The 25,009-nt window shown below is 70.6% G+C and carries 18 protein-coding genes and 1 pseudogene; 5 read left to right on the top strand and 14 right to left on the bottom strand.

Going from position 1 to position 25,009, the window contains the following annotated elements:
* Positions 1–59 precede the first annotated feature (59 nt).
* Together EOT10_RS00980 and EOT10_RS00975 are read left to right on the top strand one after the other, a co-directional pair.
* A complete protein-coding gene (locus EOT10_RS00980) occupies positions 60–1,286 on the top strand; it encodes a thiolase family protein (protein WP_127826080.1) in 1,227 nt (408 codons plus the stop codon).
* Positions 1,283–3,424, top strand: a complete 2,142-nt coding sequence (locus EOT10_RS00975; RefSeq protein ID WP_127826079.1) for a 3-hydroxyacyl-CoA dehydrogenase NAD-binding domain-containing protein — start codon at positions 1,283–1,285, stop codon at positions 3,422–3,424. The genes EOT10_RS00980 and EOT10_RS00975 overlap by 4 nt, the downstream gene beginning before the upstream one ends.
* Before the next feature lie 68 nt (positions 3,425–3,492).
* On the opposite strand, the gene EOT10_RS00970 is transcribed toward EOT10_RS00975, so the two are convergent.
* The 5 genes from EOT10_RS00970 to EOT10_RS00950 all read right to left on the bottom strand — a co-directional run bounded on the left by EOT10_RS00970 (position 3,493) and on the right by EOT10_RS00950 (position 10,313).
* Positions 3,493–4,563 carry a C40 family peptidase gene (locus EOT10_RS00970; protein WP_127826078.1) on the bottom strand — a complete coding sequence of 357 codons (1,071 nt, stop codon included), beginning with the start codon at positions 4,561–4,563 and terminating at the stop codon, positions 3,493–3,495.
* Positions 4,564–4,585: 22 nt separating this feature from the next.
* Positions 4,586–5,068 (bottom strand): poly-gamma-glutamate biosynthesis protein PgsC/CapC, encoded by a 483-nt coding sequence (locus EOT10_RS00965; protein WP_127826077.1) that lies wholly within the window; start codon positions 5,066–5,068, stop codon positions 4,586–4,588.
* Entirely contained in the window at positions 5,065–6,633 is a 1,569-nt protein-coding gene (gene pgsB, locus EOT10_RS00960) for a poly-gamma-glutamate synthase PgsB (protein ID WP_127826076.1), read from the bottom strand. Before pgsB ends, EOT10_RS00965 begins: the two co-directional genes overlap by 4 nt.
* A 7-nt stretch (positions 6,634–6,640) precedes the next feature.
* Positions 6,641–8,872, bottom strand: coding sequence for a HAMP domain-containing protein (locus tag EOT10_RS00955; protein ID WP_127826694.1), 2,232 nt, complete (start codon positions 8,870–8,872; stop codon positions 6,641–6,643).
* 229 nt (positions 8,873–9,101) lie between these two features.
* Positions 9,102–10,313, bottom strand: a complete 1,212-nt coding sequence (locus EOT10_RS00950) for a CapA family protein (protein ID WP_127826075.1) — start codon at positions 10,311–10,313, stop codon at positions 9,102–9,104.
* Between the two features lie 80 nt (positions 10,314–10,393).
* Here EOT10_RS00950 and EOT10_RS00945 point away from each other — a divergent pair, with 80 nt between their 5' ends.
* Entirely contained in the window at positions 10,394–11,308 is a 915-nt protein-coding gene (locus EOT10_RS00945) for a hypothetical protein (RefSeq protein WP_127826074.1), read from the top strand.
* On the top strand, positions 11,305–11,655 hold the full coding sequence (locus EOT10_RS00940; RefSeq protein WP_127826073.1) for a PIN domain-containing protein: 351 nt from the start codon (positions 11,305–11,307) through the stop codon (positions 11,653–11,655). The genes EOT10_RS00945 and EOT10_RS00940 overlap by 4 nt, the downstream gene beginning before the upstream one ends.
* Positions 11,656–11,697: 42 nt before the next feature.
* On the opposite strand, the gene EOT10_RS41045 is transcribed toward EOT10_RS00940, so the two are convergent.
* Complete coding sequence (locus EOT10_RS41045) at positions 11,698–11,943, bottom strand: hypothetical protein (protein ID WP_189490954.1); 246 nt, start codon at positions 11,941–11,943, stop codon at positions 11,698–11,700.
* Between EOT10_RS41045 and EOT10_RS43035 the strand changes: the two are divergent.
* Positions 11,882–12,146, top strand: a pseudogene (locus tag EOT10_RS43035) (3-hydroxyacyl-CoA dehydrogenase NAD-binding domain-containing protein); the annotation flags it as partial. The gene EOT10_RS41045 and the pseudogene EOT10_RS43035 overlap by 62 nt on opposite strands.
* 96 nt (positions 12,147–12,242) lie before the next feature.
* Here the strand turns inward: EOT10_RS43035 and EOT10_RS00930 are convergent.
* The 8 genes from EOT10_RS00930 to galE form a co-directional block, all read right to left on the bottom strand.
* Entirely contained in the window at positions 12,243–13,505 is a 1,263-nt protein-coding gene (locus EOT10_RS00930) for a phosphodiester glycosidase family protein (RefSeq protein ID WP_127826072.1), read from the bottom strand.
* A 22-nt stretch (positions 13,506–13,527) separates the two neighbouring features.
* Positions 13,528–14,289 (bottom strand): Ig-like domain-containing protein, encoded by a 762-nt coding sequence (locus tag EOT10_RS00925; RefSeq protein ID WP_223280690.1) that lies wholly within the window; start codon positions 14,287–14,289, stop codon positions 13,528–13,530.
* Positions 14,286–15,095, bottom strand: coding sequence for a rhamnogalacturonan acetylesterase (locus EOT10_RS00920; protein WP_127826071.1), 810 nt, complete (start codon positions 15,093–15,095; stop codon positions 14,286–14,288). Before EOT10_RS00920 ends, EOT10_RS00925 begins: the two co-directional genes overlap by 4 nt.
* Positions 15,085–19,599 carry a bifunctional glycosyltransferase/CDP-glycerol:glycerophosphate glycerophosphotransferase gene (locus EOT10_RS00915; protein WP_127826070.1) on the bottom strand — a complete coding sequence of 1,505 codons (4,515 nt, stop codon included), beginning with the start codon at positions 19,597–19,599 and terminating at the stop codon, positions 15,085–15,087. The genes EOT10_RS00920 and EOT10_RS00915 overlap by 11 nt, the downstream gene beginning before the upstream one ends.
* On the bottom strand, positions 19,596–20,816 hold the full coding sequence (locus tag EOT10_RS00910; protein ID WP_127826069.1) for a CDP-alcohol phosphatidyltransferase family protein: 1,221 nt from the start codon (positions 20,814–20,816) through the stop codon (positions 19,596–19,598). Before EOT10_RS00910 ends, EOT10_RS00915 begins: the two co-directional genes overlap by 4 nt.
* A 277-nt stretch (positions 20,817–21,093) precedes the next feature.
* Entirely contained in the window at positions 21,094–22,665 is a 1,572-nt protein-coding gene (locus EOT10_RS00905) for a PLL family lectin (protein WP_189490951.1), read from the bottom strand.
* A gap of 40 nt (positions 22,666–22,705) precedes the next feature.
* Complete coding sequence (locus tag EOT10_RS00900; protein ID WP_127826068.1) at positions 22,706–23,824, bottom strand: PLL family lectin; 1,119 nt, start codon at positions 23,822–23,824, stop codon at positions 22,706–22,708.
* 80 nt (positions 23,825–23,904) lie between these two features.
* Positions 23,905–24,891 carry a UDP-glucose 4-epimerase GalE gene (galE, locus tag EOT10_RS00895; protein ID WP_127826067.1) on the bottom strand — a complete coding sequence of 329 codons (987 nt, stop codon included), beginning with the start codon at positions 24,889–24,891 and terminating at the stop codon, positions 23,905–23,907.
* Between the last annotated feature and the right edge of the window lie 118 nt (positions 24,892–25,009).

Below are 25,009 nucleotides of genomic sequence, written 5' to 3'. Positions count from 1 at the left end.
GCCCGACTCCGGGAGCGTGCCGCGCGGCAGTGCCATCCCGCATCTGGAGGAGAGCCATCGTGCCTCGTACCGTCAGGGACGTCGTCTTCGTCGACGGCGTCCGCACCCCGTTCGGCAAGGCGGGCCCGAAGGGCATCTACCACGAGACCCGCGCCGACGATCTCGTCGTGAAGGCCATCCGGGAGCTGCTGCGCCGCAACCCGGCCCTCGAACCCGCGAAGATCGACGAGGTCGCCATCGCCGCGACCACGCAGATCGGCGACCAGGGCCTGACCCTCGGCCGCACCGCCGGCATCCTCGCGGGCCTCCCGCAGTCCGTGCCCGGCTACTCCATCGACCGCATGTGCGCCGGCGCCCTGACCGCCGTGACCGCGACCGCGGGCTCCATCGCCTTCGGCGCGTACGACGCCGTCATCGCCGGCGGTGTCGAGCACATGGGCCGTCACCCCATGGGCGAGGGCGTCGACCCGAACCCGCGCTTCGTGTCGGAGAAGCTCGTCGACGAGTCCGCCCTGTTCATGGGCATGACCGCCGAGAACCTGCACGACCGCTACCCGCACATCACCAAGCAGCGCGCCGACGAGTACGCCGTGCGCTCGCAGGAGAAGGCGGCGAAGGCGTACGCGAACGGGAAGATCCAGCAGGACCTCGTCCCGATCTCCGTGCGCAACACCAACCCGGACGTCGGCGAGACCGGCTGGGGTCTGGTCACCGCCGACGAGCCGATGCGCCCGGGCACGACCCTGGAGAACCTGGCCGGCCTGAAGACGCCGTTCCGCGTCCACGGCCGCGTCACCGCGGGCAACGCCGCCGGTCTGAACGACGGTGCGACCGCGTCGATCATCGCGTCCGAGGACTTCGCACGCGAGAACAACCTGCCGGTCAAGATGCGCCTCGTCTCCTACGCCTTCGTGGGCGTCGAGCCGGAGGTCATGGGCTACGGCCCGATCCCGGCGACGGAGAAGGCGCTCGCCAAGGCCGGTCTGTCGATCGAGGACATCAACCTCTTCGAGATCAACGAGGCCTTCGCCGTCCAGGTCCTCGCCTTCCTGGACCACTACGGCATCGCCGACGACGACGCGCGCGTCAACCAGTACGGCGGCGCCATCGCGTTCGGTCACCCGCTGGCCTCCTCCGGCGTGCGTCTGATGACGCAGCTGGCCCGCCAGTTCGAGGAGCAGCCCGAGGTGCGCTACGGCCTGACGACGATGTGCGTCGGCTTCGGCATGGGCGCCACGGTCATCTGGGAGAACCCGCACCACAAGGACGCCGGAGGCGACAAGTGAGCACCACCACCGCTGAGCTCCTGAAGGGCGCCGCCGAGCTGTTCCCGGACGAGGTCGTCACGTCGGCGAACGTACGCCACCTCGACCTCCCGTTCGGCGCGGGCCGGTTCGCGCTGATCACGCTCGACAACGGCTTCGACCACACCAAGCCGACCACCTTCGGCCCGGCCTCCCTCGCGAACCTGAACACCGCGATCGACCAGGTCGAGAAGGAGGCGGCCGACGGCACGATCGTCGGCGCCGGCATCACCGGCAAGCCGTTCATCTTCGCCGTGGGCGCCGACCTCAAGGGCGTCGAGCTCCTTAAGAAGCACGACGACGCGCTGGCCATCGGCAAGGGCGGCCACGAGGTCTTCAAGCGCCTGGCGGGCCTCGCCGTGCCGACCTTCGCGTACTACAACGGCGCGGCCATGGGCGGCGGTGTCGAGGTCGGTCTGCACTGCACGTACCGCACCGTCTCCAAGGCGCTGCCCGCGTTCTCGCTGCCCGAGGTCTTCCTCGGTCTGGTCCCGGGCTGGGGCGGCTGCGCGCTGCTCCCGAACCTGATCGGCGCCGACAAGGCCGTCTCGGTCATCATCGAGAACTCGCTCAACCAGAACCGCCAGCTCAAGGGCAAGCAGGTCTTCGAACTCGGCATCGCCGACGCGATCTTCGAGGGCGCGGACTTCCTGGAGCAGTCGCTGATCTGGACGGCGAACGTCCTCAAGGGCGAGGTCTCCGTCGAGCGCGCCGAGGTCGACCGCGGTGACGCCTGGGACCAGGCCGTCGCGCGCGGCAGGTCCATCGCCGACGGCAAGGTGCACGGCGCCGCCCCGGCCGCGTACCGCGCCCTCGACATCATCGCCGCCGCCAAGGACGGGAACCTGCAGGCCGGGTTCGACGCCGAGGACCAGGCCCTCGCGGACCTGATCATGGGTGGTGAACTGCGCGCGGGTATCTACTCGTTCAACCTGGTGCAGAAGCGCGCCAAGCGTCCCGCCGGCGCCCCGGACAAGAGCCTGGCGCGGCCGGTCACCAAGGTCGGCGTCGTGGGCGCGGGCCTGATGGCCTCGCAGCTCGCGCTGCTCTTCCTGCGCCGCCTGGAGGTGCCGGTCGTCCTGACCGACATCGACCAGGAGCGCGTCGACAAGGGTGTGGGCTACGTCCACGCCGAGATCGACAAGCTGCTCGGCAAGGGCCGCGTCAACCAGGACAAGGCCAACCGCCTCAAGGCGCTGGTGACCGGTGTCCTGGACAAGGCCGAGGGCTTCTCCGACGCCGACTTCATCATCGAGGCCGTCTTCGAGGAGATCGGCGTCAAGCAGCAGGTGTTCGCGGAGGTCGAGGCGGTCGCCCCGGCGCACGCGATCCTCGCCACCAACACCTCGTCGCTCTCGGTCTCCGAGATGGCGTCGAAGCTGAAGCACCCCGAGCGGGTCGTCGGCTTCCACTTCTTCAACCCGGTCGCGATCCTCCCGCTCCTGGAGATCGTCCGCGGCGAGCAGACCGACGACGCCTCGCTGGCCACGGCCTTCGGTGTCGCCAAGAAGCTGAAGAAGACCGCGGTCCTGGTGAAGGACGCACCGGCGTTCGTCGTGAACCGCATCCTCACCCGCTTCATGGGCGAGATCCAGAACGTCATCGACGAGGGCACCCCGGTCGAGACGGCCGAGAAGGCCGTCGAGCCGCTCGGCCTGCCGATGTCGCCTCTCGTCCTTCTGGAGCTGGTCGGTCCCGCGATCGGTCTGCACGTCTCGGAGACCCTGAACCGCGCCTTCCCGGAGCGCTTCACGGTGTCCCCGAACCTGGCGGCCGTCGTCAAGGCGGGCAAGCGCGGCTTCTACACGTACTCCGCCGAGAACGGCTTCAAGCCGGAGCTGGACCCCGAGGTCGCCGCGCTCCTCAAGCAGGGCGACGTCGTCCTGACGGAGGAGCAGGTCCGCGACCGCGTGCTCGACGCGGTGGCCCAGGAGATCCGGCTCATGCTGGACGAGGGCGTCGTCGCCGAGGCCCAGGACATCGACCTGTGCCTGATCACCGGCGCCGGCTGGCCCTTCCACCTGGGCGGCATCACGCCGTACCTGGACCGCGAGGGCGTCAGCGAGCGGGTGACCGGGAAGCGGTTCCTGGAGACGGGCGTGGCGAGCGTCCCCGCGTAACTCCCCCGCATACGACGGTGCCCGGCACGCCTCCTGACGTGCCGGGCACCGTCGTGTCGAGCGGCCGGTCAGAGCCGCTTGGCGCTGCGCAGGGTGCTCGCGTAGTAGCCGTTGCCGTCGAGGCGGGACGTGCCGCCCTTGTCGCCGATGGTGGGGCCGTTGACCTCTTCACGGCTCGACACGAAGATCATGTGGCCGTCGGTGTCGTGGCCCATGTACATGCCGACATGGTCGAGGCGCTGGTTCGTGCGGGCGTCGAGCTTGAAGAAGACGAGGTCGCCGGGCTGCAGCACGTCGATGGACGTGGGCCGGTCGGCCGCGCCGACTCCCTTGAGCGGGATGATGTCGGTCCCCACGTCCGAGCGCGCCATGCCGTTGGCGGTGCGCGGCAGGCCGTCGCCGGACTTGTCCGACGACATCAGGGGGTAGCGGGACCGGTAGCCCCACACCAGACGCTGGAAGCCCGAACAGTCGACGGACCGGGCACGGCGGGTCTCGGGCTGCTGCGTGACGCCGTCGCGGAACGTGTAGGGGATGCCCAAGTAGTCGTAGAAGTCCGAGAGTTCGTCGCGCAGGTCGTTGCCCTCGCTGCCGTTCGGGTTGATCGGACCGAAGTTGGCGTCACCCGCGTACGCGATGCCCTCGTCGTCCTTCTTGACGGGGGCGCCCTCCAGGTACTGGAAGGCGAACGCGAAGACGTCGTCCTCCTCGCTGCCGTAGAACTCCTTGAACCAGTCCTTGAACCACTTCTCCCGCTCGGCGCCCTTGCGCCAGGGTTCGGGCATGAGCCGCACCCAGTCCTCCGTGACCACCCGGGACTTGGTGTTGGCGGGCTCGGTGAACGTGCGGCTCGGGCCCTTGAGCGTGGCGGTGCGGGCGCCGTCGGTGAAGGTCGCGAGGACCTGGCCGGCCTCGCCGCGCAGGACCGAGCGCTCGGGGTTCTTCAGGCGCTCCCAGGTCTGCTTGCCGCCCTTCTGGCCGGTGCTCGACTCCAGGAGCGGGGTGTCGGTGACGGCCTGGACCGCGGGGGCCTTGGCCTGTTCGTCCTTGCGCAGTTCCACCGTCAGGTAGGCGCTGCCGCCGAGCAGCGCGAGGATGACCGCGGTGTGCAGGACGGGGTGCTTCTTCTTGGCAGGCATGGGGTCGGCTCCGGTGGCAGGTTCAGGCGGACGGCATGACGCCGAGGAGGATTCCGGCGGTGAGGACGACGTACGCCATCAGCGTCACCGAGCCGGTGGCGAGGATCGTGGGGCCCTTGGGCTGGCGGACCAGCTGGTACGCGATGAGGCCGGGGACGATGAAGCCCAGGGTCTGGTTCGCGTACATCAGCGGGAACTCGAGGGAGAGCACGATCATCACGGTGGCCTGGAGCGTCACGCCGAGCAGCACGACCGCCGCGAACAGGCGCTTGCCGTAGAGGATCACGTAGCGCTGCATCAGGAGCGTGCCCACATAGGTGAGGACGGTGACGCCCACGACCATGGCCGCGCGCTGGAGGTCCTCGACGAGGGTCAGGGCGATCCAGCCCGGGGTGATCATGCCGCCCGGCGAGAGGTTCGTCGTGAGGTAGCAGATCAGGGAGAACAGCAGCCCGATCGCGATGCCGATCGCGGCGATCTCGGGGGTGAGGACGGTGGGGATCAACGGGGTTCTCCTGGGCTGCTGTGCCACTGCTGCGGGTCGTCGGTGGAAGGCGTCGGCGGGACGCGCGGCTCGAACAGGCCGCGGGGACGGTCCTGTTCGGCGGGCGGTACGGGTCGGCCCTGTGTCACCGTGGGCCAGGCCTCGCGGGGCGCCCGCTGCTCGTCGTACTCGGGATGGGGCCGGTCCGCGTCGCGCTGTACGGGGATGTGGGCCTGTGGCGCGTACCGCGTCTCGTACGCCTGCGGGTACTGCTGGTACGGGTCGATGCGGGGCGCGTAGAGCTGCATCGTCTCGGCGTGCTCGGGGGTGGCCCGCGCCGCGTGCGGCAGGGGCGCGGTCCCGTAGGGGTCGGCGGTGTCGGTGGTGTCGGCCGTGTCGTCGGACTCGTCCGCGGGGAGTTCGGCGAGGTGCTCCAGGAGGTGCTCGCCCTGGCCGTGGATGTTGCCGATGGCGACGAGCGAGGAGTCCGGCCCGAGGTCGCCGAGCAGCAGGCCCATGAACTCCTCGGCGTCGCGCCGGTCGCCGCCGAGGTCCACGGCCCGGTCGCGGTAGGCGGCGGGGATCGCGTCGATGGCGGACTTGGCGGGGTGGCCGATCACGAAGACCCGGTCGGGGTCGAGCTCGGGGATGATCTCGCCCATCTGGCCGTTGCGCTCGACGCGGTCGGGGCGGCAGTTGATGACGACGTTCAGCGGGCGGTGGACGGCGCCGAGGTCGAGGAGCTGGTTGATGTTCATCAGCGTCGACTCGGGGTCGTTGGCCGCGAAGACGTTGGCGAAGCGGAGCTTCTTGCCGTCGTGGGTGAGGTAGCGCTCCACGGAGAGCACTCCGGGGTCCGGCGGGGCGTCGTACATGCCCTGCAGGGCGGTGTCCCGGTCGACGCCCACGAGCTCCGCGACGGTCAGCGCGATCGCCACGTTCTCCTTGAACGTGAACCAGCTGAAGCCGCGCAGTTCCTCGTCGCTGACCGTCTCGGGGTCGGCGTAGATCAGCTTGCAGTCCCTGGCGTCCGCCTCCTCCTGGAGGATGTGGAAGCGCTCCTGCTCCGCCGTGACGCAGATGCCGCCCTCCGGCATGGAGCGGCACAGGGAGCGCGCCACGTCGTCGAGGGTGGGGCCCATCTCGGCGAGGTGGTCCTCTCGGACGTTGCACAGGACGCCGATCGTGGAGCGGATCAGCTTGGACTGGTTGATCTCCTGGAGCGCCGGCATGACGGCCATGCACTCGATCACGAGGGCGTCCGGGTTGTACGCGGCGGCGCGGCGCACGATGCCGATCTGCTCGACGACGTTGGCGATGCCGAACTTGCGGTAGACGGGTTCCTCGGTGGCGTCCGGGTGGATGAACCGGGCCGCCGTGCCGGTCGTCTTCGCGACGGTGGTCAGATCGCCGCCGCGCAGGGCGCCCGCGCACAGGCGCGTGATGGACGACTTGCCGCGGATGCCGTTGACCAGGACGCGGGTCGGTATGTGTTCGAGGTTGGCGAAGTGCCGCCGCTGTTCGACGATTCCGGCGATCAGCAGGACGGCTCCGCACACCACGAGCACGGTGTAGAGGAAGAGCACGGTGGTTCTAGTTCCTTCCGGCTCCGGCGGGCGTGCGGGCACCGCCGTCGCGTTTGCGCTGGCTCTGGACCTGCTGCCTGATCAGCTCCAGGCTGCGGGCGACGGCGCCCACCTCGTCGTGGTGGCGCGGGAACAGGACGGTTTTACGGTCGCCGTCCGCGAGCTCCTCGGCCTGGCGGGCCAGGTCCCGCAGCGGCCGTACGACGATGATGTGCAGCCAGCCGAGGCAGGCGGCCGCGGCCGTGATGCCGAGGAGGCCGGCCAGGACCGTGCGGTTCTGGAGGCTGTACTCGGGGATGGCGAGGCCGAAGGCGGGCTGCCAGCTGACGACGGTCCAGCCGAGGGACTCGGCGGCGCCGCCGCCGACGAAGGGGGCGGCCGCGGCGATCTGGATGTCGCGGCCGTCGCGGAACAGCACGCCGCTGGGGCGCGGGCTCATGCCGACCTTCTGGTTGGTCCCCTCGACCAGTTCGTCGAGGCGCTCGCCGGGCAGCCGGTGGAAGGCCAGATAGCCGCTGTTGCCGCCGATGACGCGCCGGTGGGCGTCGACGACACGGACGTCGCCGAGCCCGGGTCGCTTGAGCAGCGAGTTGAGGAAGTCGATCCGGAACTCGCCGACCACGGCCGCGCCCTCGCGGCCCGGCAGTTCCGCGGTGCCGACGATGACCGGCTTCTTGCCCTTGTCGTCGAGGACCCGGATGGGCTCGGCGGAGGGGCCTTCGCCCTGGTCGTTGTGCGGGCCGTGTCCTGCCCTGGCGAGGACGTCGCCGTGGGCGTCGAGGACGTACAGGGACTCGTAGCGCAGGTGCTCGTTCATGGTGGCTTCGAGCACCTCGGCCATCTGCGAGGGCTTGGTGCGGTCGCCGATGAGGGAAGCCACCGACATGAGGTCGGCGTGGCCCTCGTTGAGGGCGCGGCGTACCCGGTCGGACACGGTGTCGGTGCGTTCGCGCTGGTCGTTCACCATCTGCTGGGGCACGACGACGGTGTCGCCCGCCCGGTTGAGCAGCAGCAGGAGAGGGCCTGCCCAGACGAGCAGCAGGATCCCGGCGACCGCGAGGAGCGCGCGGGCGCCGAAGCGGCGGCGGGCCGGGGCGGCGGGCCGCGGGCTCTCGCCGAGCAGCTGGTGGCGCAGGCGTTCCAGGGCGGCGCCGATCCGGGCGGCCTCGCCGCGCCGGGGCACGGTGACCGGACGGGCGAGGTCGCCGCGGGTGAGCCGGCGGCTCTCCAGGAACAGCCTGATCAGGGGGCGCTGCACGGTGCCGAGGAGCAGGGCGACGGTGAGCCCGCCGATGAGCAGCAGGGCGGCCGCGGCGGCCAGTCCGAAGACCGGGCTCGCGGTGACGGCGGGATCCTCGGCGACCTTGACCATCGCGACCACGGTCAGGCCGAGGCCGGTGGCGACGGTGGGCTCGCCGGGCTGCGGCGAGGCGAGCGTGGCGTAGCCGGCGACGGAGCGCTCGCCCATGTAGCGGTCGCCGCTGAGGCTGCCGCTGACGCCCAGGAACCCGCCGGATCCGGGCTCCTTGGACTTGACGGGGTGCTGCTTCGCCTTGCCGGCGGCGGCCTTCGCGAAGGCCTTCAGCTGCCGGTTGGACTCCTTGACCTCGTCGCGCTGCAGGTCGGTGAGGACCTGTTCGGGCTCGGGGATGCCGTCGCTGCTGAGGACGGTGCCGGTCTGGTCGATGACGGCGATGGAGCGGAACTCGCCGAGGCTGATACCCGGGAACTTCAGGTTGCTGGAAGCGACGAGGAGCTGCTGCGGCCGGCCCTTCCAGTTCAGCAGGGCGAAGGAGAGCAGCCGGGTCTCGCCGTTCTGGAGACGCACCATGCGCGGGGCGAGGCCGTTCTCGTCGGCGAGCCTGGACCGGTCGATCGCCGTCAGCGGCACGTTCTCGCCGCGCGCGGCGAGGAGTTTGCCGGACTGGATCTCGACGACGGCGGTGCCGGTCCACTTCTGGTAGACGTTGCCGATCTTGTCGAGGACCGCGTCGGCGGGCACCGGGTCGCCGGCGCTGAACAGCTGCGCCGTCCGCGTGAGGTCGGTGACGCCCTCGTCGACGGAGGCGCGCAGCGCGATGGCGCCGTCCTCGGCGAAGTGCTGCTGGGAGGTGCGTACGGCTTCGGGGACGCGGTCGTGTCCGACGCGGCCGAGTGTGAGGGCGGTGATGCCCGCCAGGGCGAGGAGCAGAACCGACAGCACGGCGATGGGTGGACGAATGCCACCCAGCAGGGACATATCGGCTCTTCGGCGGACCTTGTGCCGCCGCTTCGGGTGCGAAGCGGCCAAGGGGGGCTCCTCTCTGGAACACGGGGGCGCGCGCGAGGACGCGGATTCGCTCCGCGGCCGTGGGGGTGGCGCACACCGGAGCGCACAGCAGTGCGATCCGGAAACATCTGACCCGCACCGGAGCCGAAGGGTTGTACGAGGTAAGAAAAAGGTGAGAATCGTTACTCTGCGGCGACCCTCACTCGGGCAGCGGCTCCAGCGGCGCGAGTCCGTCCTTGGCGGCGCCGCGGTTGAGCATCGTGCCCTCGGTGCGCTCGAAGGCCAGGCGGTAGCGGGCGCGCTGCTGCTCGCTCAGCTTCGCGGCGCCCCGGTCCTCGCGCAGGGCCGCCGCGATGTCCACCAGCCGGTGGTCCCGCACGGCACCCTTGGGGAGATCGCCCGACTCGTCCGGGTCCGGCGGGATCTGGGTGAACGTCGGGACGTACTTGGCCTGGACATCCCATCGGCCGCCGCGCTTCGTGAACTCGAACCAGCCGATGACACCCTCCTCGGTCAGTCCGGTCGGCACGTCGTGCCGGGCGATCTGGTTGCCGAGTCCGTACGCGATCCAGGTGCCGTCGACCTTCTCCATCGGCTGCACCACGTGCGCGTGGTGGCCGATGATCAGGTCGATGCCGGTCTCGCGCGCCAGCCTGCGGCCCAGCTGGAGCTGGGAGCGGCTGGGGTTCGGCTGGTTCTCGCGGCCCCAGTGGATGCTGAGGATCACCACGTCGGCGCCCGCGGCCCTGGCCCGCTTCTCGGCCGCGGCGATGTTCTTGAAGTCGATCTGGTTGACCAGCCACGGCTTGTCCGCGGGGATCTCGTTGCCGTTGAACCCGAAGGCGTACGAGAGCTGGGCGACCTTGACGCCCTTGACGTCCATGATCAGCGGCTTGGCGGCCTCGGCGGCACTGCGCGCGGAGCCGGTGTGCTTCAAGCCCTCGCGGTCGAGGACGTTCAGGGTGTTCCGCACGCCGCCGGCGCCGTGGTCGAGGGTGTGGTTCGAGGCGCTGGAGCAGGTGTCGTAACCGACGTGCTTGATGGTGGTGGCGATCTGCGGCGGCACCAGGAACGCGGGGTAGCTCTCGAAGGGCCCCTCGGGCTTGCCCGCGACGGGCTCGAAGTGGCAGATCGCCAGATCCGCCTTGCTGATGACGGGCTTGACGCCGGCCAGCATCGGGTCGAAGTCGAGGCCCTCCACGCCCTGCCCGGTCACCTTGGCGTCCTTGCGTGCCTGTTCGGTGAGCTGCGGGTGGATGAGGATGTCGCCGGCGGCCGCGACGGTGAACGAGGGGCCGTCCGCGGCGGCCTTGCCGTCGTCCGAACCGAAGGGGCCACAGGCCGCGGTTCCCGCGAGCAGCGCGGTGAGGGCTATGCCGGACAGCGACCGGCGGGAGGAGCGTCTATTCACCGGGCTATCTTTATACAACCATGAGAGTGAACCGGACAAAGACGGTAACGATTGCAACAACGCTGCTGATCGCAGCAGTTGTGGCGACCGCCCTCGTGGCCGGTCTCACGCACCGGGGAGAGCCGTCGGACAGCCGCGGACCCCACACCCGGCAGGGCGCCCGCGGCGGGGTCGATCTGCTGACCCGGGTCACGGACTACACCGCGCGCTTCGGTCCCGGCACCGGCTACCGTCCCCCGACGCGCACCGAGCGGCGCACCGCCGCGAGCGGCCTGAAGCTCCTGCTCGACGGCCGCCCTCAGCAGGCCGAGGAGCGCCTGTCCAGCATCGATCTCTCGCTCGGCACCGTCACGGACAGCGCCACCGGACGACGGTACGCGGAGATCACCGACCGCACCGAGGCGGGCCCCGCGCCACGCGGCTGGGGCCGTGTCTACGTCGAGACCGGCCGGCCCGCACGCTGGTCGGTGCAGATCCCGCATCCGGTCGCCGACCGGAACACCGAGCGGCTCGGCGTGGGCGTCCTGCGCGGCGGACACGGCGGGGTCCTCGTCATTGCTGGCGCACATCGCAAAGCCGGGCGCGGTGACGCGGCGGACGTCGCGCACCGCCGGGACACCGTCTTCGACGCGTTCTGCGACGAGCTGGCGGAGCGCCGGCTGCCCGGTCTCCAGCTCCACGGCTTCGCCGACGACTCGGCGCCGGGGCGCGACGTGATCGCGTCCACCGGGCGGGGCCTGGTGGGCCGCGCCGACGGCCGGCTGCTCGCGGACCGGCTGCGCGAGCGCGGCTTCGACGTGTGCCGCGCCTGGGTACGCTCCTGCCCGCTGGAGGGCCGCACCAATGTGCAGGGCGGAAAGGCGGCCGCCGAGCATGTTCCCTTCCTGCACGTCGAGTTCGCGAACGCGCTGCGTACCGACGACCGGCGCACCGCCCGCGCCGTCGACGCCATGGGGCGGCTCACCGCCGCCTGGGAGAGGGGCCGGACCGCATGAGGACACTCCTGATCGTCGACGGCGCCAATGTCGTCGGCTCCGTGCCCGACGGCTGGTGGCGCGACCGGCGCGGGGCCGCGGAGCGGCTGCGGGACCGGCTGGTGAGCCACGCCGAGCGCGAGGGCGTCGACATCGTGCTCGTCGTCGAGGGCGCGGCGCGCGGCGTGGAGTCGGTGCCGGGAGTGCGGGTCGAGTCGGCGCCGGGCAGCGGGGACGACCACATCGTGGACCTGGTCGCCGCGGCGAGCGCCCCCTGCGTCGTCGTGACCGCGGATCGCGAACTACGGCGCAGGGTGGGCGAGTTGGGGGCGGAGTACGTGGGGCCGCGGACGGTACGGCCCGGCTGAGGGCGCGCGGGGGGGGCGATGCGCGCCCTCATGGCTTCCGGACTACGCCCGGCGCCTGCGCACCACCGCGCGGACCGCGACACCTCCGCCGACGAGCAGGACGGCGAGGGCCGCGCACCACATGGCCGCCCCGGCACCGGTCGACGCCAGATCGCCGTCACCCGGCTCGTCGCCCGGCTCGTCACCGGAGTGTGCTCCGCCGGAAGCGGACGTGGCGCCGGGCGAAGGTTCACCGGCTGTGGCACCGCCGGTGGCGCCCGTCCCCGGGGTCGGCGACGGCCTCGTCACTCACGCGGTGACGGAGAGATCGGCCTCATGCTCGACGAGGGCGTCGTCGCCGAGGCTCAGGACTCGGCCTCTGCCTGATCACGGGCTCCGGCCGGCCCTTCCACCTGGGCGGCATCACGCCGTACCTGGACCGCGAGGGCGTCAGCGAGCGGGTGACCGGTAAGCGGATCCTGGAGACGCGAGTGGCGAGCGTTCCGGCGTAACGCGTCGCACCTCGTTCGGGGTGTCTGAGGGGCGTGGGGCGACTGCGGACCGGTCGTGGCTGGTCCGCAGTTCCCCGCGCCCCTTTTGGTCGGACGTCAGCGGACGACCGCGATGGCCGTGGCGACCCGGCGTTCGACGGACCGCTTCGCCTTTTCGTCCATCGGCCGGTTCGCCAGGCGCCCGGACACCACGAGGGTGCTGGAGCCGCCGCCGTCCAGGTTCAGGGCGGATCGCGCTCCGAGGCCCGCGACGAGCGTGGCCGCCTCGCGCAGTGTGGCGCCGACACTGGCGGATGTACGGCCGTCGACGACCACGAGCAGCAGGGTGCCGTCGGCACGGATGCCGGCGAGCGTGCGCGGGGCCCGCTCATCGAGAGATCTCGCGGACATGCCTTCACGGGCCGGGTCGAGGGCGACGGTGCCGTTCTCGACGAGCCCGGGGCCCGCGCCGAACAACGAGACCCCCGGCGCCAGCAGGGAACGTCCTGCCGCGTCCTGCGCCCGGGTCTCGACGGTGACGGAACCGCCGGGCCGGGCGTGTGCGGTGAGCCAGCGCGCCCCTTCGCCGATGCCGTACAAGGTGCTACCGCCCCGCGGTATCGGCCCTCCCGCCGGTGAGCGCATGCCGGTCACCCGCCCCGACGCGTCGAGCACGGCTTCCGCCGTGCCTGGGGCGCCGGGGCGGGAGGCCGCGCCCCACTGCGGGGTGAACCGGACGATCTCACTGCTGTCGACGCAGAGTCGGTTGTGCAGCGGCGCGGGATGCGCACGCCCGGTCGAGCGCAGCACGTCACCGCCGGCACCGCCGCAGCCGAGGATGCGGCCGGGCACCCGGTCGATGCCGTCCAGTTCACGCAGTGTCCCGTCGTCGGCGGTCAGAGACAGCGTGGTCCACACCCGGGCGATGCGGGGCGCGGTGCCGCCCGGGCCCACGACGAGTGCCGTGCGACCGGCCGCGGCCTCGCTGAGCAGGGTGCCGCCGGTGGCGTAGACGCCCAGCGGGTCACCCGGGTAGCCGCCGTGATCGGCGCCGGTCGGGATGTCGAAGTAGCCGCCGTTCACGGCGGCCACGGCATCGACGCGGTCCGCCATCTCCCGCACCGTCTCGGCGGTGGCCAGGTGTGCGCCGTGGACACCGGTGACGTGGGCGGCGGCGTCCGGCGCGACGGTGAGCACGTGGACGCGCGCCGTGCGGCCGTCCGCCCAGGTGTGTGTGGAGTGGCGCAGGATCACACCGCGCGGCAGCCCCCCGGCGGGGGCGGCGGAGTGCGGGGCGGGTGAGGTCGGGGCGGGCTTCGCGTCGTCACCGCCGGACGCCGTGCAGGCGGCGATCAGCGACAGGGCGAGCGCGGCGGCCACGATCCCCGGCCGTCCGCGACGATCAGCCGCCGAGGACACCCGGCGCCTGCAACTCACCTATACACACCGTCACCTGACCGCTCATCACGTGCCCGGTGCCGTCGTCGACCGCGTAGGAGAAGCGGTCGTACCCCAGATGCCCGGTGAAGGGGGTGTACGTCACGACGCCGTCCGGTTCGACGCTGGTGACACCTTGCCGGGCCGGGCCGACGCCCGCCAGGCGCGCGGCGTCGCCGAGCCCGTCGAGCAGGTCTTTGACGACGCCCCGGTACCCGGGGGCCAGGTGGAGGACGCGGCCTTGTGGCGGGAACGGCGCGATCCGGTAGCCGTACTGGCGCACGGAGTGGGTGCTGCTCGTGAGGCTGGAGCCACCGTGCGCGATGATGCCCGCGCGCACCTCCGGCAGCAGGAACGCTCCCCCGCCCACGTCGTGGCGGACGACGGCGGTGAAGCGGGCGACCCTGGACGTGCCCGCCTCCACCGAACTGGCGTACCGGTCCTTGGAGGGCAGCAGGCTCATGCCGCCGAGACGGTCCACCGTGGCCACCCGCTCGAAGGGGGCCGCCATGACGTAGCCGTAGTAGCGGTGTCCGGAGCCCTCGGGCAGCAGGGTCACCGCGAAGTCGACCTCCTGCCCCGGGCGGACCGGCAGGGCCGGGTCGGCGCTCGCGGTCAGCTCGACCGTCAACCGGATCTGCGGGGCGTCGGCCTGGACCGCGTGCACCCGTGCGAGGAGATGGCGCTCCGGCTGCAACGGGCTTGCGGCGATGGACTGCTCACTCACAGCGTGTCTCCGGTGCCTCGGGTGCGGGCCCGGGTCATGGCGGCGTGCGTGGCGTCGTCGAGCCAGCCGTACGCCTGTTCAGGAAAGCGTTGCTGGTCCAGGCGGGTCACCCAGTGCGACGGCACGATCCCGCGCTGCGCGAGGGAGTGGGCGACGAACCGGGCGCAGGCGATGGCACCCTCGGGCAGGAGGTGCGTGGTGTCCTCGATGCCCTCCGGGTAGTGGGGGTGCTGCCCCGGCGCCAGGAACATGAAGAGGGAGCGGGTCCCCGCGGGGCCCAGCTGCGTCCACCATTCGAGGCTCTGTGTGTAGAGGTCTACGTACGGTGTCGCCGTCTGCGCCGCCAGCTCGCGCATGGCCATCGGGTACGGCTGGACGACCTGGCGCAGGTTGCCGTGGTCGTCCCAGGTGCAGCGTTCGTGCGGGCTGACCAGGACGGGGTGGGCGCCACGGTCCCGGGCGCCATCCACGAACAGCCGCAGATTGCGCTGGTAGTCGTGGAACGGCTCGGTCCGCAGCTCCTGCTCCGGCTTGTGGTCGATCAGGCCGAACGACACGACGAGATAGTCCCCTGGACGCAGCCGGTCCAGGATCCATGCCAGTCGGCCGCGTTCGGCGAACGTGCGTGAACTGGCTCCGGCCCGCGCGCAGTTGACAATCTCCAGGTCCTGCCTGAAGAAGAGCGGGAGCATCTGGCCCCAGCCCGCCATCGGCGCCCGGCTGATCTCGCGGGTGCAGACGCTGGAGTCTCCCGCCAGGAAGACGCGCGGGTGCTGCGCGGGGTGCCCGCCTCCCTCAGGCAGCACCGGTCCACCTCTCCGGGGCCGGCGACTGACCGGGCACCTCCCGGACGACCCGGGCCTGCTGGGGTTCGAGCGGAAGGGGCGCTTCGGACGGGGCGAGTTCGGCGGCAGGCAGATCGCCGAGGGCGTCGATCTCCTCGTACACCCGCAGGCAGTTGTCGCCGTCCCGGTGGCCGAAGAAGTCGGCGACACGCTCGCGGTAGGGGCTTTCCACGGTGAACCCGCGGCCGATCGCCCGGATGATCTCGTCCACGGCGTCGTCGACGGTGCGGCACACGGGACCGAATCCGTCGTCGGCCAGGTTGAAGTAGCCGCGCTTGTAGTGGCGCCCGTAGAAGTCCTCTTCGTCGAAGGGCACGTAGACCAGCGGGATGCCCATGTACGCCACGTCGAAGAAGACCGACGAGTAGTCGGTGACCATGAGGGAGCACTCCTTCATGGCCTGCTGGACGTTGCGGCTCGTCGGGTCGGCGACGTGGATGGCGGGCGAGTCGGTACGGAAGTGGCGCAGATGCGGCCGGATCTCGTAGTGCGGGAAGAACTCCAGGTCCACGCCGTGCCGTTCGAGTGCGGCCGCGAGGCGCGGGTCGGCGAGCAGCGCGCGGTAGAAGCGGAAGTACTCGGACTGCGTGAACGCCGTCTTGGCGGGGCCCGCGGACTTCTTGTACGAGGCGGTGACGATCCACTGCCGCCAGGTCGGCATCAGCAGAATGCGCGGGCGGGCGAGCCGCTCCCGCTGGAGCGCGTCGAAGCGCGGCAGCCCGGCCAGGACCGCACGGTTGCCGTACCCGGCCTCGTGCCCCAGGAACTCGCGCTCCTGACGGCCGGTGGTGACGATCATGTCGTAGCTGGTGATGCGCTGGTCGACACCGGTGGTGACATCGTTGTAGATGATGCCGTGCTGCAGGAACACCCGCTGATACTTGAGCAGTTCGCCGAAGCGGTGCAGGAAGAGCACCTTTCGGTAGCCCTCGGGCACCAGGTAGGACTCGGAGTCGTAGCTGCCGATCAGCTTGGTCGCGTGCAGCAGGTACATCCGGTGCTTGAACGAACCGAGCTTGATCACGCGGCCGTACTTGGCGACCTTGGCGTAGTCGGCGGAGTTCCCGTCGATGACGTAGTAGATCTTGCGGCGCTTGCGATGCGTGCGCATCCACTTGAAGAAGTGGTACGAGTTGTCCTGCGCCGTGTCGGAGCGCTCGCCGATCAGCCAGATCTCACGGCTGTTGAGCAGGGGGAACATCAGCCAGTAGGCGAACCGCATCCGCCAGCCCGGGTTGCGCATCTTGATGATGCGTATCTCGCGGGCCGTACGCCACAGGGTGTGCTTGACGCGGGCGCCGAGGCCGCGGCCGACCATCCGCAGGTGCAGCGCGTCCTGAGCGCCGATGGTGAGCATGTAGCGGTACTTGCCGAGCCGGCCGTGCCCCTTGAGCCGGTGCAGCGGAAGCCGCGCCTTCATCACGACGTTGCGCTCACGGCTGCCGTCCACGCGGTGTACGCGCAGCCGGAAGTCGCCGACCCGGAGCCCGCCCTCGGCGAGCCGTGCGGCCGGGATCTCCGCGTAGAAGCCCGCGTACAGGTCCTTGTTGTTGCGGGCGTTCCACAGGTCACGGCGGTAGACCTGCTGCAGGGGAGCGACGATCTTGTGGTCCTTGGTCTGATGCACGAACTCCAGACGGTTGTGCAGCGGACCGCTGATGTCCATGCCGGGGAAGGCCATGCAGCCCTCCACGACGAGCATGCCGTCGCGGGCGCGCACCGATTCGACGACGATGTTCGGGTCGGCGACCCGGGCCGTCGCCGTCTCCAGGACGCCTCCGGAGAAGGTGCGGTAGAAGCCCTCGTCGTCGATCTCCAGGCGCAGCGGCGCCGCCTCCAGAGCCGGCTTGGGATCGCAGAACAGCTCGAAGTTGCCGCTCTTGGCGGCGTAGTGGTCGAGCTGCTGGGCCGGGTTCGTCGCGAATTCGAGCAGGACGTCGTCGGGGATCTGCGCGTAGTGCCGGTGGATGTCCGCGAACATCTCGGCGAGCTGCGAACGGCCCATGACGTTACGCGCGTTGCACAGGAAGCCCTTGTAGGTGCGGGCGACGTACCGGTGGAACATGTGCCGGATGTCGTCCCGTTCGGCCGCCGTGAAGTTGAGCAGGAAGTGGTTGAGCCGGAGGTGGTCGCGGTAGTTGGCGGGCTTGCTCCAGAGCGAGTCCATGATGGACGATCCGTCCGGCCTGCCCCGGTAGTAGTAGACGGGGGCGTCCACGAGGCTGATGCCCTGGGCGCGCAGCATGGCGGGCAGGGTCACCCACGAGTCCTCGAAGTGCACGCCCTCGCCGAACCGGAGGCCGAGCCGGCGAAGCAGCTGGGTGCTGAACAGCTTGTTGCAGGCGGAACCGCTGAAGATCAGGTCCGGGGTCTGCGCGAAGTCGTCGATGACCCGGTCGCCGTCGCCGAAGTACTGCTTCCACGGGCCGTACGGCCGGTCGGGGAAGTTCACCAGGTCGCCGACGACGAGTTCGGTGTTGTCGCGCCGTGCCGCCTGGAGCATCAGGGCCAGGGCGTCGGGGCCGAGGATGTCGTCGGAGTCGAGGAAGGTGACGTACGGGGCGGTGACCTGGGCAAGGCCGTTGTTCCTGGCGTTGCCCAGACCGCCGTTCTGCTGGTGGACGACGGTGACGTTGGCGTAGAAGCGGGCGAAGTGGTCGAGCATGCGGGGCGTCTCGTCGGTCGCGCCGTCGTCGACCAGGATGACCTGGGTGGCGGCGAAGCCACGCTGCGCGGCGATGGAGCCGAGGCAGTCGTCCAGGTACTTGGCCACGTTGTAGCAGGGCACGACTACGGCCAGCTCGAAGCGGTGGGTCAGTTGCGGGATCGGCGGGTGGATGTGCTCACGCCACCACATCCACGGTGCGTCGGGGTCGTTCTGTTCGGACTCGAAGGTGCGCCGGTTCGCCACGGCCGAGCGGAACGCGAGGTTGCCGCTGACGGTGCGGTAGCCCTCGAACTCCTCGCCGTCCACGGTGAAGACCAGGCCGTCGAGCTCGATGTCCCGGACGTTGAGCGCGGAACGGGACCGGCTCCGGTTCCACTCGACGATGAGGGAGACGTTCCACACCGTGCTGTCGGAGAAGTCGTCGCCGAGGAGCTCGCCGAGGTCGGCGCTTCCCTCGAAGGTCACGAACCGCTCGTCGACGGACACGTCGGGGACGGGCACGACGACATCGTGCTTGGTGTGCCGGTTGCGTACGGCGAGCGAGAGGCGCACGGAGTCCTCGGCCTCGATCCGCCCGAAGCGGTTGACCAGCTCTCCGTCGTAGGCGAGCCGGGTGTCCTCCACGCGCCAGCCGTTGAGCTGCGCGAAGAGCGGCACCTGCGTGACCGGCGCCGCGGCGAGGCCCAGTTCGGTGACGTCGAGCATGCGGTGGGCGTCCGGCAGGTGGAGGTGGTCGCCCGACCAGTAGACCCGGCCGTCGTCCTCCACCAGGTAGGACGAGTAGACGCTCTTGCGCTGCGCGTAGTCCAGGGTGGTCAGGGCGGCCTCGATCTCCTGGTACATCAGGAAGTAGGCACGCACCCGGTCGACGGGCCCGCACAGTTCGAAGGCCTCGTCGCTGATGGAGAAGAGATAGGCGCTGACGGTCTCCGCGAAGCCCTGCTGGAAGGCGGCGTCACCCTCCGCGAGGGCCCGCATGTACAACCGCAGGTCGTGCGCGAGGAACTTGGAGTCCTTGCGGACCTTGAGCGCCCACAGGCCCCGCTCGAGGAGGAACTGGTCGGTGGCACGGTGCACCGCGACGCGGTCCCTGATGCTGCGCAGCTCACCGGTGCGGCCGGTGATGGAGGCGCCCTCGGACTCCCACATCCACCGGTAGACGGGTTCGGTGATGACGGTGATGCCGTTGGCGAGGCTGCCGGCGACCGTGGAGAAGTACGTGTCCTCGTAGAAGACGCCCTCGGGGAACCAGACGCCTCCCGAGCGCAGGAACGCGACGCTGTAGAGCTTCGCCGCGGCGATGGGGTCGGAAAGGAAGAGCGGGAACTCCTCCAGGCCCGGCACCGTGCGGGCCATCGCGTACACCTCGGGGGCCCACGCCTCGGACTCGCCCGTGTCCCTGTTGACGCGCACGGCCTTGCCCGCCGTGATGTCGCTGCCGGTCTCGAGCGCGCTCGCGACCAGCCTCTCGCAGGCACGGGGCGGCAGTTCGTCGTCCGCGTCCAGGAACATCACCCAGCGCCCGGCGGCCTGCGCTATGCCCCAGTTACGGGGAGCGCCGACACCGCCGCTGTTCTGCGTCCGGCGGAGGACCCGCACATGCGGGTTGTTGCCGGCGAAGTTGGTGACCACCTCGATGGTTCCGTCGGTCGACGCGTCGTCGACGACGATCACCTCGACCAGCTCATAGGTCTGGTTGACGGCCGACTGGATCGCCTTGCCGATGATGGTGGCCGCGTTGTACGCGGGGATCACCACCGTCACCCAGGAGTTGTCGCCGTCCTGCACCTGTCTCATCTGGAGTTCTCCCACGTCCCCGATGCCCCGGGGCGTTCGGCGGCGGGCACGGTTCCGTAAGCCGGGAACCGTTTCGTGCCGTCGTTCGGCCGGGGAATCGCGGAGAGTCCGTCGTGCTGCTGCGGAAGGTCGTGCCCGTGGGGGGTGACGTTCGGCTGCGGGTAGGGCTGGAAGCCGGGGTCGTCCGCGGCCTCCGGTACGCCGTACCGCTCGTCGGCGAGCAGGGCTTCCTGCGCGGCGCGGCGGTGTCGGCCCCGGTGCAGTTGCGGGGCGATGGTCCCGACGGTGGCCGGGGCGGGGCTCAGCTCCTCCATGACGCGGGTGAAGTCGCGGGTGGAGAGCCAGAACTTGTACATGATGACGAGCTCGAAGAGCATCAGGAGCGCGGCGGAGACCACGGTGGCCCAGAGGATCTGCCCGATCAGCGGCCCGATGATGAAGATGAACATCTGGAACTCGATGCCGCTGATGAGGTGGGGCCGGATCCGGGTGTGGAGCATCGCCCGGCGGACGCGGGTGTACCAGGGGAACTGGCCGCGGAACTGCTCGTGCAGGTCCACGACATTGGCCGCGCCGGCCTCCTCGCGCAGGATCTCGGCCCGCGCACCGGGGTTGTCCCGCAGCAGGTCCTCCATGAAGACGAGTTGCTCACCCTCGGCGTCGGCCGGGGACCCGAGCGCGGCCCGTTCGGACTCCTCGCGCTCCTGGGTGACCTTCTCGATCTTCGTACGCATCGACATGCGCATCTTGTAGATCTGCAGCGCGTCGACGTACCGCAGCATGTCGAGGAAGACCACGACCAGCGCGGCGAGCAGATACCGCTCGTCGTCCGTGCGCAGGAACTGGCCGCCCATCAGCGCGAGGGCGCAGAACAGGACGCGGATGCGGTCGAAGACGTAGTCCAGCCAGCCGCCGAAGACGGTGCCGTTGCCCTTGAGCCGGGCCAGCTTTCCGTCGATGCAGTCGAGGATGAAACTCAGGTGGTAGAGCGCGGCGCCGATGATGAGGGACCTGGTGTCCCCCTTCAGGAAGAAGCCCGCCGACGCCAGGCCGATGAAGAGCGCTGCCCAGGTGACCCGGTTCGGCGTGATGAACCGGAAGCGGGCGAGAACGATCAGCATCCGGGTCGCGACGGGGTCGACGAGGAAGACCGTCCACCAGGCGTCCCGCTTCTTGCAGGTGAGTTTTTGGACAGCCCGCAAGGACAGCTTGGTCATAACCCCTCAGCCACGCGCAGAACAGGACACAAAGCCCTGCACCGCCACCTCGCGACCCAGGGAACCCCACTGGTGGACCCGCGCGTTCACAGATCCATCACTTGAGAGAGATCAAAACCTTAACAAGATTTAAGAAAGGGTAAGAAGATTTACCCTAGGACTTGGTCGCGACCTTAATCACAGCTGTTCACGTACAACCTTTTGCGTTCTACGCGCGCTGCGCTCTCACCGCGCTCTTGCCTCTCTCTCACCCAGGAAGGGCTACCTGCGGTAGGTGTCAGCGCCCTGCTGACTGCCAGTCACCGAAGACCAGGCCACCGGCCTCATCACGGCGGTACGCCACCAGCAGGTTCCGCCCCGGGGCGCGCGTCGCCACGGCGAGCCGCCCGGTCCGGCTCATCGCGGCGGCCGGTCCCCCGTACGAAGGCGCGCCGAGCTCCTGCCACCACACGCCGGTACCGGGACGGCCGTCGGGGTAGGCACCCACCGAGCAGACGCCGCCCGGTCCCGAACGGACGAGCAGCGAGTAGGCCCAGCCGTCCATCTCGGCACCCCGCACGGCGGCAAGGGCTCCTGTCCCCTCGGCGTCACCGAGGGGACAGGGGGCCTGAGCGCCGGGGCGCCAGGCCGAGGGGGTGTTGGTGACCAGGTCACGGAAGTGGACGCTGCCGGGCTCGGGAGCCGGGGCCAGGGTGCCGGGCCGGGCCGCGAACGGCGGCGTCCGGTCCTCCGTCCACGCGCCGTTACCGCCCTGGTACCAGCGGACCACCATGTCGGCGTCCCGGGCGCGGGCATACACCTCGACCCCGCCGTGCGGGGTCGACACCGCGACGAGGTCGTCGGCGACCCGTGTCCCTCCCAGGTGCTGCCACGGGGTCCAGCTGCCGTCGGCCGACTGGCAGCGGTAGCTGATGCTGTGGCCGACGTTGCGGGCGAACACGAAGAGGTTGCCGGCGCCGTCGAACGCGGCAGCGGGGAAGCCGACTTCGCGCCCCTTGCGCCAGTCACCCGAGTTGGGACCGCCCAGCGAGTTCCAGGGGGTCAGGGGCCGGCCGGTGCCGTACTGCGCGGCGTGCACCACCTCGACGTCCACACCGCCGTCGGCGCGCGGGGTCCTGCGCAGCGCGAACAGGTGCGGGAACCCGTGCGGATCGCGCACCACGGACAGTCCCGGCAGCAGCCCGGCGCCCTCCACCGGTTCGGGGCCGCTCCACGCACTGCCGCCCAGCTCTTCCTGGGACCAGCGCACGACACCGGCGGCCGTGGGCTGGAAGGCGCTCAACCGTCCGTCGAACCCGGCCACCAGCCAGTTCACGGGGGCCGGGTAGCGCCGGCAGGAGGCCGCGCCGAGCCGCACGTCCGCGCGGGCACGGTGGCAGTCGACGTAGAGCGGTTCACCCGTCTCCGTCTGCAGGGCCCGCGCGGCGGCGAGTGCGACCGCCGCCGTCTCGGCGTGCCCGGGCGGGCAGTCGTACCCCAGCTCCCCGCTCGCCTCGTCGATGGTCACATGCGCGGGATCGGGGTCCAGCGTGTGCAGTCGTTCCGGGTTGATCTCCCGCAACTCGTCGAGCAGCGCCGGGAACGCGCCCTCGTCGTCCGTGCCCAGCAGCCGGGGACCGCCGAGGGCACGGCAGCCGCGGTCGGCGGCCTGGCCGAGGGCTCGGTCGAGCGCCCCCCGCCCTTCCTTCGTCCCCGCCCGCAGACAGACGACGGCGATCTCCGCGCCGGCCGTCTCCAGCGCCACGAGCGGCACGGCGTCCTCGGGTTCGGGGACGACCACGGCGACCACATGGGTACGGCCGCCCAGGGCGCCGCCGGCTACCGCTCCGGTGTCGGACCTTCGGCTCATGCCCTCACATCTCTCTGCGCCACGGCGCGTCCCGGCACCGTCATATCCGGGTCCACGAACTGAGCGTCAGCCCCTGTCCGTCTTCCTGACGGGCCAGCGCCATCGAACCGTCGGCGGACACGGCCAGGATGACCACCCGCCCGTATCCGTCGAGTGCGAGCACCGGGTCGCCGACGCAGGCCTTGCCGGTGTCGGTCCACCACACGCCGCCCCGTTCGTCCTCCGCCACGCAGACGCCGAGCATGATCCGCCCGTCGGCCCCGCGGTGGGCGAGCACCGTGCACGGGTATCCGTCGAGCGTGGTCATGACCGCCGCGTGGCGGCCGTCGCCGGGATTCCCGCCGAGCGGAACGGGCCATTCACCGGCGCGCAGGGCGGCCATCTCACCGGTGCGCACATCGGTGGCATAGAACGTGACCCGGCCCGGGGAGGTCTCGACTCCGGTCATGGATCCGGGCAGGGGGACCACCGCAGCGTCGTAACCGCGCTCCGGTGCCGCGCCCGGTTCCCCGAGGTGCCAGGCCAGAGCGCCGGTGCGGGCCGGGGCGAGGAGTTCGAGCCGGCCGGTGGAGGTGGCCGCCGCGGCCGGGGTGTCCAGGGCGGCGGTCACTTTGAGGTCGAGCCAGGACTCCCAGCGCCCCTGCGCGTCCTCGCGCCGCATGGAGATCCGGCCCTCCGCCGTGGGGGCGAAGACGTGCAGCGCGCCGTCCGCGCCCACGGCTGCGGCCGGGGCACCCAGCAGCGCCGTGCGCTCGCGCTTCGCGTGCGGGTTGCCGATCGACCGCCACTCGCTCAGCGGGCGGCCCGCCTGGTACTGGATCGCATAGGTCAGGTCCACGGTGAGCGAACCGTCCTTCGCGGTCCGCACCCTGCGCCCCAGAAGATGCGCGTACCGGTTGCGGCCCTGGGCGACCGTGAGATGCGAGAGCCCCTTGGCGGGCAGGACGTCCGGGCCCAGCCAGTCGCGGCTTCCCACCCGGCTCTCCGTCCATCGGAGGACGGCCTGGTCGACGTGGGTGTAGACGATGAGCCGTCCGTCGTGTCCACGCAGCAGCCAGGGCCCCGACAGCGCGGCCGGCAGCCGGTCGGTGAAGCTCGCTGCCTCACTGCCGGACGACTGCTGCTGTCGCCCGTTCTCTCGCACGGAGCTGGCCCGCATGGTCCGTCGTCATCCTTCCCTGTACGCCGGCCCGGTCCGGCCGGGGCTGCGACGTTGCATCATAAGTTCACCGCCGGACGTCAGCGGCGAGCCTCCGGATGACGCAGGCACCAGCCGGCCCAGGCGGACTCCACCATCGCGCGGGCATCGTGGCGGGCGCTCCAGCCGAACTCCGTGCGGATGCGGTCGGCCGCGGCGACGACCCTGGCCGGGTCGCCGGCCCTGCGGGCGGCGCTCACCGGTGCGGCGTCGGCGCCGTAGCCGGTCACCTCGCCGATCAGCTCGATCATCTCGCGCACGGAGACACCCTCCCCGCGGCCGATGTTGACCGTCAGAGCGCTGCCCGGCGCCCTGGACGTCAGGGCTCGCGCCGCGGCCAGGTGAGCGGAGGCGATGTCCTCGACATGGATGAAGTCACGTACGCAGGTGCCGTCCTCGGTGTCGTAGTCGTCACCGAAGATCACCGGGGCGGCGCCGGCGGTGAGCTTCTCGAAGACCATCGGGATCAGGTTGAAGACCCCGGTGTCCGCGAGCTGTTCGTCGGCCGCGCCCGCGACGTTGAAGTAACGCAGGGATGCCGTGGTCATGCCGTGGGCCGCGCCCGCCGCCCGCACCATCCATTCACCGGCCAACTTCGTCTCGCCGTAGGGGTTGATGGGGGCACAGGGGGTGTCTTCCGTGACCAGGTTCACGTCGGGCATGCCGTAGACGGCCGCCGAGGAGGAGAAGAGGAAGTGCTGCACGCCGGTTCCGGCGGCTGCCCCCAGAAGCGTCTGCAGGCCGTGGACGTTCTCGCGGTAGTAGTACAGGGGGCGCTCGACCGACTCCGCCACCTGCTTCTTGGCGGCGAGGTGGACGACACCTGAGATACGCAGGTCGGACAGGGTGTGCCGGAGCAACTCACCGTCCAGGACGGACCCCTTGACGAAGGGCACACCCTCCGGAACGCGACCGGCGTCACCGGTCGACAGATCGTCGTACACAGCGACCGATTCACCCGCCGCCAGCATCGTGCGCACGACGTGCGCCCCGATGAACCCCGCCCCACCCGTGATCAACCAAGTCATGGCCGCATACTATTTCTTGCACTCACGTTCATGAAAACATCACTTTGCGAGCATGAACCGCCGAGCGCGTGTCTATAGTGCTGGCTCAGTCAGGCAGCACACGGACCGGCACCCCCCC

It is taken from the genome of Streptomyces antnestii (assembly GCF_004005495.1).
In the GTDB taxonomy this organism is placed as follows: domain Bacteria; phylum Actinomycetota; class Actinomycetes; order Streptomycetales; family Streptomycetaceae; genus Streptomyces; species Streptomyces antnestii.
The sequence above is the reverse complement of the archived record's forward strand: the minus strand, read 5'-3'. Positions and strand labels throughout refer to the sequence as shown.

Bases quoted from the DNA above. Each gene is read 5' to 3' on its own strand.
- EOT10_RS00905 (WP_189490951.1), bottom strand. From the start codon at position 22,665: ATGAGCCGAAGGTCCGACACCGGAGCGGTAGCCGGCGGCGCCCTGGGC.
- EOT10_RS00955 (WP_127826694.1), bottom strand. From the start codon at position 8,872: ATGTCCCTGCTGGGTGGCATTCGTCCACCCATCGCCGTGCTGTCGGTT.
- EOT10_RS00900 (WP_127826068.1), bottom strand. From the start codon at position 23,824: ATGCGGGCCAGCTCCGTGCGAGAGAACGGGCGACAGCAGCAGTCGTCC.
- EOT10_RS00915 (WP_127826070.1), bottom strand. From the start codon at position 19,599: ATGAGACAGGTGCAGGACGGCGACAACTCCTGGGTGACGGTGGTGATC.
- EOT10_RS00940 (WP_127826073.1), top strand. From the start codon at position 11,305: ATGAGGACACTCCTGATCGTCGACGGCGCCAATGTCGTCGGCTCCGTG.
- EOT10_RS00970 (WP_127826078.1), bottom strand. From the start codon at position 4,563: ATGCCTGCCAAGAAGAAGCACCCCGTCCTGCACACCGCGGTCATCCTC.
- galE (WP_127826067.1), bottom strand. From the start codon at position 24,891: ATGACTTGGTTGATCACGGGTGGGGCGGGGTTCATCGGGGCGCACGTC.
- EOT10_RS00910 (WP_127826069.1), bottom strand. From the start codon at position 20,816: ATGACCAAGCTGTCCTTGCGGGCTGTCCAAAAACTCACCTGCAAGAAG.